The organism is Pedobacter sp. AJM (assembly GCF_002197755.1).
Classification (GTDB): Bacteria; Bacteroidota; Bacteroidia; order Sphingobacteriales; family Sphingobacteriaceae; genus Pedobacter.
In genome coordinates this window covers 129095-146255 of sequence record NZ_NHOT01000007.1, presented here as the reverse complement: position 1 = coordinate 146255, position 17161 = coordinate 129095, and the positions used below count along the sequence as shown (strand labels likewise).

At 39.3% G+C, this 17161-nt stretch carries 13 protein-coding genes; 3 read left to right on the top strand and 10 right to left on the bottom strand.

Translation table 11 applies throughout. From position 1 onward, the window contains the following. Positions 1–319 precede the first annotated feature (319 nt). On the bottom strand, positions 320–2104 hold the full coding sequence (locus tag CBW18_RS15075; protein WP_088302147.1) for a glycoside hydrolase family 15 protein: 1785 nt from the start codon (positions 2102–2104) through the stop codon (positions 320–322). A 268-nt stretch (positions 2105–2372) separates the two neighbouring features. Here CBW18_RS15075 and CBW18_RS15065 point away from each other — a divergent pair, with 268 nt between their 5' ends. Further along, positions 2373–3791, top strand: coding sequence for a glycogen synthase (locus CBW18_RS15065; protein WP_088302145.1), 1419 nt, complete (start codon positions 2373–2375; stop codon positions 3789–3791). Between the two features lie 2 nt (positions 3792–3793). Further along, entirely contained in the window at positions 3794–5062 is a 1269-nt protein-coding gene (locus CBW18_RS15060) for a glucose-1-phosphate adenylyltransferase (protein ID WP_088302144.1), read from the top strand. Positions 5063–5232: 170 nt separating this feature from the next. Here CBW18_RS15060 and cobA (CBW18_RS15055) read toward each other — a convergent pair whose 3' ends face one another. The 9 genes from cobA (CBW18_RS15055) to CBW18_RS15015 form a co-directional block, all read right to left on the bottom strand. Then, entirely contained in the window at positions 5233–6027 is a 795-nt protein-coding gene (gene cobA / locus CBW18_RS15055; RefSeq protein WP_088302143.1) for a uroporphyrinogen-III C-methyltransferase, read from the bottom strand. Between the two features lie 517 nt (positions 6028–6544). Further along, positions 6545–7009 carry a hypothetical protein gene (locus tag CBW18_RS15050; RefSeq protein WP_088302142.1) on the bottom strand — a complete coding sequence of 155 codons (465 nt, stop codon included), beginning with the start codon at positions 7007–7009 and terminating at the stop codon, positions 6545–6547. A 168-nt stretch (positions 7010–7177) separates the two neighbouring features. Then, entirely contained in the window at positions 7178–8428 is a 1251-nt protein-coding gene (locus CBW18_RS15045; protein ID WP_088302141.1) for a sulfate adenylyltransferase subunit 1, read from the bottom strand. 82 nt (positions 8429–8510) lie between these two features. Then, on the bottom strand, positions 8511–9416 hold the full coding sequence (gene cysD / locus CBW18_RS15040) for a sulfate adenylyltransferase subunit CysD (protein WP_088302140.1): 906 nt from the start codon (positions 9414–9416) through the stop codon (positions 8511–8513). Positions 9417–9497: 81 nt separating this feature from the next. Next, positions 9498–10241, bottom strand: coding sequence for a phosphoadenylyl-sulfate reductase (locus tag CBW18_RS15035; RefSeq protein ID WP_088302139.1), 744 nt, complete (start codon positions 10239–10241; stop codon positions 9498–9500). A gap of 2 nt (positions 10242–10243) precedes the next feature. Beyond that, positions 10244–11752 carry a TSUP family transporter gene (locus CBW18_RS15030; RefSeq protein WP_088302138.1) on the bottom strand — a complete coding sequence of 503 codons (1509 nt, stop codon included), beginning with the start codon at positions 11750–11752 and terminating at the stop codon, positions 10244–10246. After that, positions 11736–12506 (bottom strand): uroporphyrinogen-III C-methyltransferase, encoded by a 771-nt coding sequence (gene cobA, locus CBW18_RS15025; RefSeq protein ID WP_088302137.1) that lies wholly within the window; start codon positions 12504–12506, stop codon positions 11736–11738. Before cobA (CBW18_RS15025) ends, CBW18_RS15030 begins: the two co-directional genes overlap by 17 nt. 114 nt (positions 12507–12620) lie before the next feature. Then, a complete protein-coding gene (locus CBW18_RS15020; RefSeq protein WP_088302136.1) occupies positions 12621–14711 on the bottom strand; it encodes a HEPN domain-containing protein in 2091 nt (696 codons plus the stop codon). Between the two features lie 559 nt (positions 14712–15270). After that, entirely contained in the window at positions 15271–15717 is a 447-nt protein-coding gene (locus CBW18_RS15015; protein WP_088302178.1) for an Rrf2 family transcriptional regulator, read from the bottom strand. A gap of 226 nt (positions 15718–15943) precedes the next feature. Here CBW18_RS15015 and CBW18_RS15010 point away from each other — a divergent pair, with 226 nt between their 5' ends. Further along, positions 15944–17161 (top strand): metallophosphoesterase, encoded by a 1218-nt coding sequence (locus CBW18_RS15010; protein WP_088302135.1) that lies wholly within the window; start codon positions 15944–15946, stop codon positions 17159–17161.

Sequence of the window (17161 nt, the reverse complement as noted above, 5' to 3'; positions counted from 1 at the left end):
TCAGCGGAAATCTTCTAAAATATCATTTTGTTAGGCGCAATGTGGCAATGACAAAAATCCCGCTGATTTAAGAAGATCATCGCGGAAACAAATCAGCGGAAATCTTCTAAAATATCATTTCGTCAGGCTCAAGGTGGCAATGACAAAAATCCCGCTGATTTAAGAAGATCATCGCTGAAACAAATCAGTGGAAATCTTCTAAAATATCATTTCGTCAGGCGCAATGTGACAATGACAAAAATCCCGCTGATTTAAGAAGACCATCGCGGGAACAAATCAGCGGAAATCCTCTAAATCTGCGGGAAAATTATTTTCATCATTATAAAAATATCGGCCTGTCTAACTTAATCGCGATGCGGTGTGCAGCGTTCATTAGACCAACATGGCTGTAAGCTTGCGGAAAATTCCCCCACTGGCTACCAGTTTTGGCATCAACATCTTCACTGAAAAGCAACAAATGATTACAGTATTTGATAATGTTTTCAAATTCTTTAATTGCTTCATCAACCCTACCCACACAAGCCAATGCTTCCACATACCAGAAAGCACAGATTAAGAAAGTCGTTTTAGGCTTTCCAAAATCATCGGCATGCAAATACCTGTAGAACAAGCCATCTTCAGTTTTTAACTCCTTTTCCAAAGCAATTAAATGATCTTTGGCACGGTCAGAAGCTGGGTCAAGATAGTTCATCATAATCAGTTGTAACGTACTGGCATCTAAATACGGACTGCCAACAGCATTGGTATAAACCTTTCGTTCAGGATCATAGCAAGCTTCAATATGAGCGGCAGCTTTATCTATTAAAATTTGTGCCCGCGCTTCAAAATCAGGATTACCAATGGTTTTGGCCATTTTTAGTGCTGCATGTGCCCCGGCCCATTGAAACAGATTACTATAGCAATGCACATTGGCAATATTTCTGAATTCCCAAATACCAGCATCTTTTTCATCTATTGTTCTTTCAATTTTAGAAAGTACGCTTTCAATCCATTTTACAGAATCACTTCGCTCTGAAAACACAAAACGATGATCAGTGTAAAGCGGTAACATTGAAGTTAAAACCTGTCCATAAATATCGTTCTGAATATGTTCATACGCCTGGTTACCAATCCTGATGGGTTTCTCGCCTTTATAACCTTCTAAATGATCGAGTGTGGTTTCAATGATTTCCCTTTCTCCTGCTATGCCATACAGGGGCTGATAACGTTCATCTTCATTGTGCGAAATATCAGAAAGGTAATTGAAATACTTCTCCATTTCTTCAAAATGACCAATATGATTTAAAGAAGTCAGCACATAATGGGAATCTCTCAACCAGCAATAACGATAATCCCAGTTTCTGGTACTACCCGGAGATTCCGGCAAACTGGTGGTGCTTGCTGCAATGATGGCACCCGTATCCTCATACTGATGAATTTTCAACACGAGGGCTGAGCGGATAACAAGAGGTTGATAGAACCCAGCGATGGTAGAATGTTTGATCCACAACCTCCAGTAGCCAATGGTTTCACGAAGAAAATTTTCTGCCGTACTTACAATAGGTGCCTCGAGGTTTTGTCCGTAGGTCATGACAAGATATTTTGTCTCATTGAGTACAAATGCCTTTTCATCAATAATATAAGTAAGAGAAACATTGGTACTCAACCTGATATTTTCATCACAGCCTAAATAATCAATATGATTGCTTCCGCGGCTGGCCCGCATCCTGCCTTTACCATAATCACATACCGGCTGGCATTTAATGGTTATCCGTGGGTTGCCTTCTAATGGTTCAATTTTCCGGATGAACATCAGGGGTTTAAAGTACCTTTCATGCAATCTAAAACGCGGCGCAAAATCTGTAATGCGGTATTTTCCGCCTTCAGTCGTGATTTCCGTTCTTAATACATTGGTATTTTCGATATAATATTGAGTAGAACTATATTCACCCTGTGGAAGAATTGAAAATTCACCCCCCTTATTTTTATCCAGTAAACTTCCAAATACAAAAGGACTGTCAAAACGAGGCCAACATAGCCAAGATATATCAGTATTCTTATTAACATGTGCCATAAATGCACAATTTCCTATTATTCCGGTTTGATAAAGGTGCTGTTCAGCCATAAGCTATTTTAAGTGTTTATCAACAAACAAGCTTATGCCTAAAATGTTGGCAGGAATGTGAAATACCTGTTTTCTAATAACTATAATGTGCAATTGGATTAAAATAATATTCACATTTAAGGCTTTCTGTTTTTAAAAATATTTGCTCAAACCACTGGCTCACAACAGGCAATGGAAAATCATCTTTTCCAACCCAAATAAATTCCTCAATATTTTCAAATCGGAAAACAATTACTAACTTAACACAGTTATCTACACCAAATATTTGATGGAAATTATACATATAAGCGCCGAGTGTTACCCTGCTGCTAAAGTTGGCGGATTAGCTGATGTAGTTGGGGCTTTACCAAAGTACCAGAACAAAATAGGCCACATTGCCAAGGTGGTTGTTCCTGCGTACGATACTAAATTTATCCGTGAAAGTGAATTCGAAGTAACTTATGATGCCTGGTCTAATTACGGTAATCACCATTTTCAATACCGCATTTTAAAAGAAAAAACCAATAAATTAGGATTCGATTTATATTTAGTCCATATCCAGGGACTTACAGACCGGCCTAACGTTTATGGTTATGAAGATGATACGGAACGTTTTGTCGCTTTTCAGATTGCTACATTGGATTGGATTGCGCAATGGGAGCATCGCCCGGATGTCATTCACTGCCATGATCATCACACCGGACTGGTTCCTTTCATGGTGGCCAACTGCCTGAAATATCAATCCATCAGCAAAGTTCCTACCGTCCTAACCATTCACAATGCACAGTACCAGGGGCAGTTTGGCTGGAATAAGCTTTACTATCTTCCTGCTTTTGATTTATGGAAAGGTGGATTACTGGGCTGGGAAGATGCCATCAATCCCTTAGCTTCTGCCATTAAATGTGCATGGCGGGTAACTACGGTTTCGCCAAGTTATCTGGAAGAAATGATGGGTAATGCCCGCGGACTCGAGAGTTTATTAAGACAGGAACGGTGGAAATCTGTCGGGATACTGAATGGCATCGACAGTGAAGTCTGGAATCCGGAAACAGATCCGATGCTTAAAAAAGGTTACAATTTAAAAACAGTAGAAAGTGGAAAAGCCGCAAACAAAAAAGCGCTATGCGATGTTTTTCAGTTAGATTCTTCCAAGCCACTATTCACCTTTATTGGAAGATTAGTGGATGAAAAGGGTGCAGATTTACTTCCGGATATTTTTTATTCCGCTTTACATCAACACGGTGACAATATTAACATCCTGGTTTTGGGCTCTGGAGATAGTTGGGTGGAAGGAAGATTAAATCAAATTAAAGATTACCACAGTAGAAATTACAACGCATACATTGGTTACAATGAACAGGTTTCTCACGAAATATATGCAGGTGCAGATTTTCTGTTAATGCCATCAAGGGTGGAACCCTGTGGTTTAAATCAACTTTATGCCTTGCGGTATGGAACAGTACCTATTGTGCGTAGGGTTGGCGGATTGAAAGATACAGTTGTTGATATTGGTGATGGCGGTTTCGGAATTTGCCATGACCAAACCAGTGTATGGGATGTAACCCATGCTATAAATCGAGCTGTTGAATTATATACTGATAAAAAAGCTTTTAAAGCCGTTCGGAAAACCATGATGAAAATTGATCATTCATGGGATAAGGCTGCTACAAATTATATAGAATTATACCAAATATTAAAACAAGCTTAAACATGACTGACAAAGTTTTAGGCGTTATCCTTGGCGGTGGCCAGGGCTCTAGATTATCGCCACTTACACAAACACGTTCTAAACCTGCAGTTCCAATTGCTGGTAAATATCGTTTGGTAGACATTCCTATTTCAAACTGTCTGAACTCAGGGATTCACCGCATGTTTGTGCTTACACAGTTCAACTCGGCATCCTTAAATAAACACATTAAAAACACTTATCACTTTAGTCACTTCAGTACGGCTTTTGTTGATATTCTGGCTGCTGAACAAACCGTTCAGAATGCAGGCTGGTTTCAGGGAACGGCAGATGCAGTACGTCAATGTATGCATCATATTGTTTCTCATGAGTTTGATTATATCCTGATTCTTTCCGGTGATCAATTGTACCAGATGGATTTTAAAGATATGATTGAGAAACATATCGAAGCAAATGCAGAAATTACCATTGCCACCATTCCGGTAACAGCAAAAGATGCGACGGATTTCGGCATTTTAAAAGCCGATGAGGAAAACATGATCACTTCCTTTACTGAAAAACCTAAAGTAGGTTTGGATGCCTGGGTTTCAGATACAGGTGCAGAAATGCAGGCCGAGGGCCGTAATTTCCTAGCCTCTATGGGGATTTATGTTTTTAACAGGGAATACTTAATCAATATCCTGAACGAAAACGAAGATGAAAAAGACTTTGGTAAAGAAATTTTACCAAGGGCAATTACTGAAAGCAGGGTATTGAGTTATCAATATGAAGGTTACTGGACAGATATTGGTAACATCTCTTCATTTTTCGAAGCAAACTTAGGCTTAACGGACGAAATTCCGAAGTTTAACATGTTTGATAGCAACCACACCATCTTCACCAGAGCGAGGATGTTGCCTCCATCAAAAATTTCAGGCACGACATTGGAGAAGGCCATTATTGCTGAGGGTTGTATTGTACAGGCCAGCAGAATTGAACATGCTGTTTTGGGAATCAGGGCCCGTATCGGAAAAGATACTGTTGTAACCAATGCTTATGTGATGGGTAGTGACCGTTATCAAACCCTGGAAGAAATTCAGATGGAAACAGAAATGGGAAATTCCCTTATTGGTATTGGCGACAGATGCTATATCAATAATGCCATCATCGATAAAAACTGCCGCATTGGCAATGATGTAAAAATTAATGGTGGTGCTCATTTAGAAGATGGCGACCATGAATTATACGCGGTTAAAGATGGAATTGTTGTAGTGAAAAAAGGTGCAGTATTGCCCAGCGGAACCATTATTTAAAGTAAAACTTTGTTATAATAATAAGACCAGTATCGGATAGCCAATACTGGTCTTGTTTTTTACAGCCAATTCTAAATAAATGAGATTTATTTAAATCTATACACATGAAAAAACCGCAATGCTTTCGCACGCGGTTTTACAATAAAACAAATAGTTGGTTATAGTTGATATTAATACTCTTCAGCCATGATTTCATAAAAATCCCTGATGGGTTGAAACTGGGGATGTAAGGAAACCACATCACCAAACACCAGTAGTGCCGGCGCCTTAATTTTTTTATCTTCTACCACTTCTGCAATGGTATCTACAATTCCGATTGCAATTTTTTCATCTTTTGATGATCCATTTTGAATAACGGCCACAGGCAATAATCCTTTGTTTTCACCCTGAAAAATCGCAGCGATTTCTTTTACCTTTTCTATCCCGTTTAAAACGACAATCGTAGCTTTAGTTTTTGCGGCAATGTACAAATCTTCAGAAATTTCTCCTTTTGAGTTGGTTCCGGTTACCGCCCAGAAACTTTCGCTCAAATCTTTATAAATCATGGGTATTTTCTGCAGACTTGGTGCACCGGTTGCACTCGAAATACCTGGAATAATTTCAGTAGGAATACTGTAAGACTCTGCGGCATCGATTTCTTCGTAACCTTTCGCAAAGAAAAACGGGTCGCCGCTTTTTAAACGAACCACATGACCGTAATTTAAAGCATAATCTACAATGAGTTTATTAACCGCCTCCTGCGAGAAATCTTCATCATCGGTACGTTTACCAACATAAACTTTCGGAATACCCTCTGGCGCATGACACAGTAAAGCCTCGTTTACATTTGCATCATACAAAACAACATCAGCTGTTTTTAATGCTTTAACACCTTTTAGACTGAATAAATCCGGGTCTCCGGGACCAGCACCTATTAATGTAATTTTTGGTTCAATGTTCGCTTTTTCTACTTTACTTAAAATCATGTCAGAAAATATTAGCTCGTGATCATTATGATTAATTACACAAATATATAAAGTCTATAGATATTGTAGTAATTTATTTTAAAATATTTTTATTCACTGTTTAATAACTGATTATAGCATTAAGAAATATTTCAATCACCTACATTCAGGCAGTTATTCAAGATGACAAATTATTAAAATATGGATATGAAAACATTATGAGTACAGGAAACTCAACTGGCATGATTCAAAATCTAAAATTGCAGATTTATGCAGCTATAGCAGTGAGATTGCTTATTACCTCGCAATGACGGCAAGAGGTGTCGTCATTGCGAACTAGAGGGCAGGGCTTAGTAATGGCGTGAAGCAATCTGATTCGCGAAAATAGATTGCTTCGTCGCTGAAAAAGCTTCTCGCAATGACGATGAGGCGAAGAGTTCATTTTCTTCTTTCGTTCATCGTTGATTATTTTAAGTTTGCTGCTTCAGATTCGTTTTTCCAGCATTCAGCTTTGTCTTTAAGCTTTAGTCTCTCACTTCTATTTACAAGGCACTTCTATAAAAGTAAATTTTCCCGCATCGTAATTGATGGGTTTCCCTTTTACGAAGTAGGATCTGCCCAATGTAGTCTCAATTTGCGCGACGCCCATGATCAGTTTACCATCCTTTTTCAAAAATGCCAGTGGATTGGTGAATGCTTTGGTGGTATCCTTACCCGTATTAAACCGATAGTCGACTAAAAGTGTATCCCCATGAAACTTACCATTTATTTCGCCCTTATTCTGAGGCTTTTCTGCATATTTTACCAATAATGAACCAGTCACTTTTCCAGAAGCCATTGTTTTTACAATCATGGCTGCACTGTCTTTTTCAAATGATGAGGCATAACAGGTTTCATTTATAACGGAATCTTTCTTTGCTGAATCAGCTTTTTTCTCAGACTGGTTACAGGCAAAAATAAATGGAACCGCAGCGAAGGCGATGTATAAAAGATTTCTTTTCATAATTATAAATTTAAAGTTTCTGAGTAAATTATACTAATCTGATGAAAACTTTTAAGTATTTCCATAAGCACTGACCTTAAAATAAAAAGCAGGCCCATCTTAAAAGATGTCCTGCTGAAAATATGTATCTGAAAGACAGAGTCAACCTATAACATGACGGCAACAAAGTTATTCCACTGCTGCCCTGAACATTAAGGCACCAACGGTCAGATTGGTACGGCTATCTACCAAAATGGCTGAACCATTTGCACGGTTATCATCATATAGATCAAAAGCCAAAGCGTCAGCCGTTTTAAGAATTACCCTTCCGATATCATTCAGTCTGAATTCATCTGCGGGGTGTTTTTCCAAGGTATTGATATCTACTTTGTGCAGGATTTCACTGATTTTACATTTTGTAACCTTACTGTTATGTTGAATCAGGTACATGACAGTGGTATCCAGGGCGCGTCCATCCATCCAGCATAAATCGGCTTCAATTAATTTAGTATCCTGCGGCAATGCCGATGCATTTACAATAGTATCTCCCCGGCTGATATCCACATCATCTTTTAAATGAATCGTAACCGACTGTCCCGCATGTGCGGCATCCGGTGCCTGATCGAAAAATTCAATTTTTTCGATGGTTGAACTTGCTCCTGAAGGCAATACTGTAACTTTATCATTCAGGTTAAATGTTCCACTCAATACCCTACCTGCGTAACCACGGTAATCATGAAATTCATCTGTTTGCGGACGGATGACCCATTGTACGGGCATACGCGCCAGCTGAGATTTATCCAGGTTATCCGTATCTACCTGTTCCAGGAAGTGCAATAAACTCTGGCCGCCATACCAGTGCATATGCTCCGAATGCTGAACTATATTATCGCCTTTTAATGCACTAACCGGAATATAGGTTACATCCTTTAATTTAAGCTGCTGCGCTAAAACCTTATATTTTTCAATGATGGAATTATAAACGGCTTCATCATAATTAACCATATCCATTTTGTTGATGCAAATCACAATATGTTTGATCCCCAGCAAAGAAACCAGGTAAGAATGACGGATGGTTTGTTCTACTACCCCATTCCGTGCATCAATTAAAATGATGGCCAGGTTCGCGGTAGAAGCCCCGGTAACCATGTTTCGGGTGTATTGGATATGTCCGGGTGTATCTGCGATGATAAACTTGCGCTTCTCCGTCTGAAAGTATTTATAGGCAACATCGATGGTGATGCCCTGCTCCCGCTCGGCCCTTAAACCATCTGTTAAAATGGCTAAATCTATTGTTCCATCATCATTTTTACGGTTAGCGCTTTGCAAAGCTTCCAACTGATCAGCTAAAATAGAATCTGTATCGTATAACAAACGGCCGATTAAGGTACTTTTACCATCATCAACACTGCCTGCTGTGAAGAATTTTAATATGTTCATGTTTTTTAGATATGAGATAATAGATGTGAGATATTAGACAAATGCGAGGTTCTTAAATCTCACATCCCAATATTTAGCTCTCTTAAAAATAGCCTCCTTTTTTTCTGTCTTCCATGGCGGCCTCAGAAACTTTATCATCCAGACGTGCGCCACGTTCAGAGATTTTTGAGGCACTGATTTCGTCAATAATGTCATCAATCAGTGTCGCTTCTGATTCAACTGCAGCCGTACAAGACATGTCTCCAACAGTCCGGAAGCGCACCTGTTTATGGAAAACCACATCTTCATCATCCATGTTTAAGAAGGGAGATGCCGCCATTAACTGACCATTTCTGGTGATCACTGCCCGTTCATGTGAAAAATAAATACTTGGCAATTCAATTTTTTCTCTCCGGATATAATTCCATACATCAAGTTCAGTCCAATTGCTGATTGGAAACACACGAATGTTTTCTCCCTTATGGATTTTACCATTGTAAATATTCCACAGTTCAGGTCGCTGGCGTTTAGGGTCCCACTGTCCGAATTCATCCCTGACAGAGAAAATACGTTCCTTTGCCCTCGCCTTTTCTTCATCTCTCCGCGCCCCGCCGATACAGGCATCAAACTGGTGTTCGGCAATGGTATCCAATAATGTAACCGTTTGTAAAGCATTTCTACTGGCATTTTTACCGGTTTGTTCTATTACTTTACCCTGATTTATGGATTCCTGAACGGAGCCTATAATTAAGCGTTCGCCTATTCTTTCGATCATTTTATCCCTGTAGGTAATGGTTTCTTCAAAATTATGCCCCGTATCAATGTGAACCAATGGAAAAGGAAATTTTCCCGGGCGAAAGGCTTTCTCTGCTAAGCGTACCAGGGTGATGGAATCTTTGCCACCAGAAAACAGCAAGGCAGGCTTTTCAAATTGCCCGGCCACTTCACGTAATATATGAATGGCTTCAGCCTCCAGTTCATCTAAATAATCAAAATTATATGTGCTCATTTATTAAGTTTTGAATTTTGAATGATAAAATGAGTGACAGTAATTTCTGTAGGTACTCATGTTATTATTCAAATGTTATATTCATTTGTTGTTAGTAAAGCTTTCCGCTTTAGTCTTTAAGCTAGCTTCAGTTGCATGCAACCCACACTCCTTTTTGCTTTGGTCTTCCCACCACCATCTGCCTGCTCTAAAATCTTCGCCTGGCTGTACCGCTCTTGTGCAAGGGGCGCAACCAATACTGGGAAAACCTTTATCGTGCAAGGTATTGTAAACGATGTTATGCGCTTTAATATAACTTTTTACCTCGTCCAATGTCCAGTCAAAAATAGGGTGAAATTTTATTAATTGATTTCCTTCATCCCATTCCAGATCATGCATATCTTCACGATTTGGACTCTGCTCAGCCCTGATTCCGGTTATCCAGATCTCATTCCCTTTTAATGCCCTTTTCAGCGGTTCAATTTTACGGATATAGCAGCATTCTTTTCTATTGTCTACAGAATCGTAAAAACTATTAGGTCCTTTCAAACCTACCATCTCCTGCAATAATTCGTGTTGAGGATAATAAGCATGAATGGGTTTCTGATATATTTCCAGTGTGCGGTTCCATACATAATATGTTTCCGGAAAAAGCCGCCCTGTTTCCAGCGTAAAGACTTTAATTGGAATCTGATTTGAAAAAATGATATGCGTAATGGCCTGATCCTCCCAACCAAAACTGGTAGAAAAAATAATCCTTCCTTCAAACCGGCTGGCCAGGTATTTCAATTGATCGATCACCGTTAAGCCCGTAAGTTCCTGTCTGATCTCCGCTAAATGCTCCATCACTAAATTAATTTTAAAATAAATACGATTACACTGCGCAGGCTAACCAGCATAACGATAATTCCAACTGCCACCATAATGGTTTTGGCCGAAATTTTATTGGACACTTTTGCCGCAATCGGCGATGCGATGGCACTACCAATAATTAAGCCTACAACTGCTTCCCAGTGTTTTCCACCCAGCATCGTAAAAAAGGTTAATGAACTTAAAGTCGCAATAAAAAACCGGCTGATTTTGACCGTTCCCAGTGAAAACAACGGATGGCGGCCACCTGCTATTAAGCTGGATAAAACGATAGAGCCCCATCCGCCGCCAAATGCAGCATCAATAAATCCACCGACAAACCCCAAAAGACCGATTTTTTTAATTTTTTCATCAGCCTTTTTTCTTTTGATATTGAAAGCCTTCATCAGGATTACACCACCTAAAAATAAAGTATAAACCGCAACAACAGGTTTTACGTAAGCAGCGTAATGTTCTAAAGAAGATAAGATATAAGCACCCAAAACCGCCCCGATAACCGCCGGGATGATCAATAGTTTAAACAATTTCCAGTTGACGTTCCCCATTCGGTAATGCATCCAGCCTGCAATTCCATTGCTCATGACTTCTGAGATATGGATGGCCATGCTCGCCGAGGCGGGAGGCAACCCCATTGCAAGAGAAAATGATGCAGTGGTTACCCCATAAGACATACCTATGGCGCCATCGATTAATGCAAATAAAAATCCAGCCCCTAGAAACCAATAAAATAAGGGGTCGATATGAATTAAAAACGACTGAAATTCGGGTTCCGTATTCCATAAAGAAATACCAATAGCGCCAATCAGTAAAATGGAAGCCAGCCAGATTAACCACTTTATATTGCGCTCAGCGAAACTCTTTTTAGGGTTAATCAAACTTTTGGTCACCTTATTCAGCTTTTTGACTTTTGCTGAAAAATCGCCGGTTAAAGTTTGGCGCAAGGCACTCATGTTCTGTAAAGTCTCATCCAGTTCTGCCGGAATGCCTTCATTTAAGATCTGCTTCAAACGCTTGGCAATGGTTGGGGATTTACCATTAGTTGAAATGGCAATTTTTAAATCACCTTTCTGAACAATAGATCCCAGGTAGAAATCACATAGTTCAGGTTTATCGGCTACATTGATCAGTAAACCTTTTTCATGCGTTACTACCCTGATTTCCTCATTCAGGATATAATTATTAGTGGCCGCAAAAACAATATCAATATTTTCCAGATCGGAAACATCAAAGCTTTTTTGCTTCACTTTTATATGAGGATAGTTAGCCACCAAAGCATAAACCTCAGCGGAAACTGTTTCTGCAACTATTGTAATTTTCGCCTGCTGGCTGTTATTTACAATTGCCGTTAATTTCTCCAGGCCTATATTTCCGGCACCAATCAATAACGTACGCAGCTTGTTCAGTTTAATAAAAACCGGAAAAAGCTGGTTACCTTTTTCTTCTGAAAAAGACGCTTCACGATCTGACGGATTAGGCAATACTTGCATATTGTTTTACTAAGTTTTTAAATGACGGATGTAAGGAAACCACTTCACCAAAAATCAACAGTGCCGGTGCTTTGATATTTTCCTGTTGAACCAGACTTTCAATCGTTTCCACCACACCTACAATTAATTTTTCATCTGCTGATGAGCCGTTTTGAATCACCGCCGCCGGTAAAGCATTTCGACCTGCAGCTTTAAAGATCTCAACAATTTTAGCTAATTTTTTCAAGCCCATCAATACTAAAACGGTTGCATTTGATTCTGCAGCCTGGTAAATATCTTTAGAAACCTCTCCAAAGGTAGTGGTGCCTGTAATTACCCAGAAACTTTCGCTCAGGCCACGGTGGGTTACCGGTATTTGTTGCAATCCTGGAACACCGATTGAACTGGAAATGCCGGGAATTACATCAACCGGAATGCTATAGGATGCCGCATAATCCAGCTCCTCATATCCCCTGCCAAACACAAAGGGATCGCCACCTTTTAAACGCACTACATGGCCATAATTCAGCGCATAATCAATCATGAGTTTGTTGATGGTTTCCTGCGGATAAGAATGTTCACCAGAGCGTTTCCCCACATATATTTTGATTGCTTCTGCTGGTGCATGCGCTAACAATGCCTCATTTGTTAAGGCGTCATATAGCACTACATCTGCAGTTTGCAAGGCCTTTACCCCTTTTAAGGTCAGTAAATCCGGATCTCCTGGACCTGCGCCTAAAAGTGTAATTCTTGACGCTTTATTTTGATTTAACATAATTTTGAATTTGAATGAGCTTTTTAATTATTGAATTTTCAATGATAGATTGAGTGAATGTTTTACCAGCGATTGCACTATGAAATTCTCTCATTCTATAATTCTTTCATTCTGTCATTTTACTAAAGCTGCCCTTTTTTCTTTAATCTGATTGAGAAACGCATCTGCTTCGCTGAAATATTGTTGAGCAAATTCAGCCGTAGGCTCATTTTTATTAATTTGAAGTACCAGATCTGAAAAGTTTGCAGACAAATTAAACTCCCCGGTTTCCACATAATGATGATCAAATTCCCTGATCACTCCAACTTGAGTGCTGCTGTTTACGCCTTTATCTAAAAGCAATGATTTTGCTGCACTGACAAATGTGCTGTAAGTGTGATAAATGGCATCTGCATAAGCACCTTTCTCTACATTCTGTTTTGCCCATTCAAATTTTTCATCGGCTTCCAAAAGTAAAGTTGCAACTAAGTCAATTACCACTCCAGCACATTCACCTACGCCAATTGCTGTAACAAATTGCTCTACATGGCCCCAGTCTACAAATTCTTCCTGCTGCAAATTTGTTAAATCAGCCAATGGTTTTAACAGCTGATAAAAATGGTCTTTACCTTTACGATCATAATATTGATGAAAGTTTTCATCTGCTTCATTATTCGCTTTGAAATCATTTAAAATGAAATGCAAGACACTCGTTGCTCTCTTTGAAGGCACTTTAATAACGCGTTCTGCCACACGACCTACGCCATTCCCGACTGTTCCACCTCCAAGCATCACCTGAACTGCCGGAACAACCTTCCCTTCTGCTTTGACAGAACTGCCATGAAAACCAATTTCTGCTAAACCATGCTGTCCGCAAGAGTTCATACAGCCGCTGATCTTGATCTTGATATTCTTTTCATAAATAAATTCAGGGAAGTCATGGTAAATCACATCTTCCAAAACCTCGGCTAAAGTCATGGAATTGGAGATTCCTAAATTACAGGTATCTGTTCCGGGGCAAGTGGTAATATCAGCCAGGCTATCAAATCCGGCGGTGGTAAAACCAATGGTATTCAAGGCAGTATATAATGAAGGTAAAGCTTCCTGACGAACGAATTTCAATAACAGCCCCTGATTCTGGGTGATCCTGATTTCATCTGCAACATAAGGTTTAATGGCTTCCACAAATGCCCTTGCCTTATCCGTTTTAATATCGCCTACCTGTACTTTAATATAAACGGCATAGAAACCGGTTTGCTTTTGTGGTACCACATTCGTAGCATGCCAGTGCTTATAATGCTGTTCATTCAGTATTTCGACAGGCTGATAATCTTGATGGGCCGGTGCTACGGGCTGTGGAACAGCTTCGCGATCGATGGTAAAGGTTTTTACCTTATTGGCCACACGCTCTTCGGCAACCAAACGTAAAACTTCTTCTAAACCTAATTTTTGTACTAAATATTTTAAGCGAGCTTTATTCCTGTTACTGCGCTCTCCATAGCGATCAAATACCCGGAGTACTGATTCGGTAAAAGGAATTAACTGATCCTCCGGCAGAAATTCATGCACCGGGCTGGCTAAAAATGGCTGAGCACCCAAACCTCCTGCAAACAAAACCTTAAATCCTCGTTCCCCATTTTCATTCACTTTGGGAATAAATCCCAGGTCGTGAATGTAGCTGAAAGCGGTATCCTGATCACTGGAAGAAAAGGAAATTTTAATTTTCCTGCCCATTTCCTGGCAAATTGGATTGCGTAAAAAGTATTTGAAAACCGCATGTGCGTAAGGAGAAACATCAAAAGGCTCATCTTTGTCGATACCAGCATTTGGTGAGGCCGTAACATTACGTACGGTATTGCCACAAGCTTCACGAAGGGTAATGTCGTCTTGTTCCAGTTTTGCCCAAAGTTCTGGTGTTTTGTCTAAACTCACATAATGCAATTGAATATCCTGACGAGTGGTCAGGTGTAAATTTCCGCTTCCGTATTCATCTGCAATATCTGAAATGCGCAGCAATTGTTTGAAAGTCACCTTCCCGAAGGGCAATTTAATGCGAATCATCTGCACACCAGGCTGCCTTTGTCCGTAAACACCACGGGCTAAACGCAGGCTTCTGAATTTTTCATCGTGAATCGTTCCATCGCGAAAAGCTTTAATCTTATTCTCTAAATCAATGATGTCCTGCTCGACAATATTGTTTTCGAGTTCTGTTCTGAAACTTTGCATATGTGTTGTTAGCTTTATTCAAAAAATGCTTCCCGTTTTAATGAGAAGCATTCAATATTTATATCTATAAATTTAAAATACCTCTTCTACCTTGTTTTACAACAATAGCACATCATTTGAGCACGGGTATTTTTAACTGTAGACCTGAAGTTCATCTTCCAAATATATAAAGTATATAGGAATAGTAGTAATTTTTCTCGAAAAAATTTATGTATTGGTGGTTGGTTTTAGGAAAATAGATCTAATGTATTGAGTAGCCGTTGTTTTTATCCTGTCAATGGTAGGCAAAAAGCATCTGGATTATATAAAAGGTCAAGCATCATTTACCGAATGGCATCACATCCAGCTTGCAACATTTCGATGTTATTCTTATCCTGGCCGGACGGGCTTATTTTCTTTGGCGCTAAAAGAAACAAAGGTGGTCTTTCTTTTAAGAAACTACCATTAGTATTTTCATCAATTGAAGCAATCTTATTCTTGATATGGCATAAGCAAAAAGAGAATACTTCTATTTAATAGATGTTGATTTGTATAGAATAAATAATATAGAAGTCAGAAATTATAAACTGTCTATCCCCAATTTCAGAGTATCTTCACGACCAATGACATCAGCGATGCTGGTTTCACTCAGTACTTTTAGTGTAGCATCTCTTACATCAATAAACGCACTTCGAATGCCACAGGTTTTTTCATCTTCACATTCATCACATTTGTGATAAAAATTTAAACTGGCACAAGGCACCATTGCAATTGGTCCATCGGTAACACGCATTACATGTACCAGCAGAATATCCTCAGGTTTTTTATTCAAACTGTAGCCGCCCCCTGCTCCTTTCTTGCTATACAGGAAACCCGCATTACGCAGATCCAAAAGAATTTGTTCCAGGAATTTTTTAGGAATATGCTCCTCTTCCGCAATCTTAGAGATTTGCATCGGTGGTCTTTCTACATTTTTACCAAGTGCAACAAGTGCTTTAATGGCGTATTTGGTTTTTTTGGATAGCATATATCTTACAAAGCTACTAAATAATGTATAATTATAAAATATGCCCACGGCTGCCATCATATTTATGCTGAAGCTGCAAACAATAAATCAAAATCATCCTTCCGGAGTGGCTACATTTAAAATCCGATGCCTTTAATCAACGTGAGGTAAAATTAAGTACTGACTGAAACACAAATCAACAGATGAGGATTTAAAATTTAACTTTGCCACCGTTTGTACATTCAGAATGAAAAGAAGATCTCCCCTGCTCCCCATCTTAATCGTGATTATCCTGTTCTTTGCGCTGAGTGCATATGTGTTATCCGGCTTTAATACCATCAATCACTGGGAAGGCCTGGCACCTGCATTCTGGACTGTAATCATCAGCCTGGGTATGGCAATTATTTTTGCCATTTCTCAGATGCGGAAGGGCAGAAATATATTTTTCACTGTTGTTGGTCATATCTTTCTGATTGTACTTGTTGCTGAAATGGTGTTCGCTATTTTTTTATTCATTGGTGATCTTTATCGGGTGGTGAGTTCGATTTCGACAAATTTTCAGCCACAGGGTTATGAAATAACCGGTAGAAATGATTACTGGGTAGATTTTGCTTTTATCATGTTTTGCCTGACCGTATTGCTTTTTGCATTTGGAATAACCAGGGGAAAATATGCATACCGGGTGATTAAACATACCTTGTATTTTGATGATTTACCACAGCATTTTGATGGATTCACCCTCACACAAATTTCTGATATACATGCCGGAAGTTTTACCAAACCCAAAGCCGTGCAAAAAGGCATTGACCTAATCAATGCACAAAAAAGTGATTTATTTGTATTTACTGGTGATCTGGTTAATAATGCTGCATCTGAAATTGTTCCTTACATTCCTCTATTTTCACAGATTAAAGCACCATTTGGGCAGTTTTCCGTTTTAGGAAACCATGACTATGGCGATTATGTCAAATGGCTCTCTGAGACAGATAAAATCAAAAATTTAAATCAGTTAAAAGCTTACCACAAGGAATTAGGATTTAAACTTCTTTTAGATGAACATGTGGTACTGGAGAAAGGCGGGGAAAAAATTATCCTCGCAGGCATTGAAAATTGGGGTATCGGTTTTGGCGAGCGGGGCGATTTAAACAAGGCACTTCAACATACTGAAGCTAAAGATTTTAAAATTTTGCTCTCGCATGATCCTTCACACTGGGATGCGCAGGTTAAAAACCACCCATCAAAAATTCAGCTTTCACTGGCCGGTCATACCCATGGGATGCAGTTTGGCATTGAGGCTTTTGGGATAAAATGGAGTCCTGTAAAATACCGTTATAAACATTGGGCAGGCATCAAAACAGAAAATAATCGCCACCTGAATGTGAACAGGGGATTTGGTTTTCTAGGTTTTTCTGGAAGAATCGGCATCTGGCCAGAAATTACTGTAATCGAGTTAAAAAGAAAATAA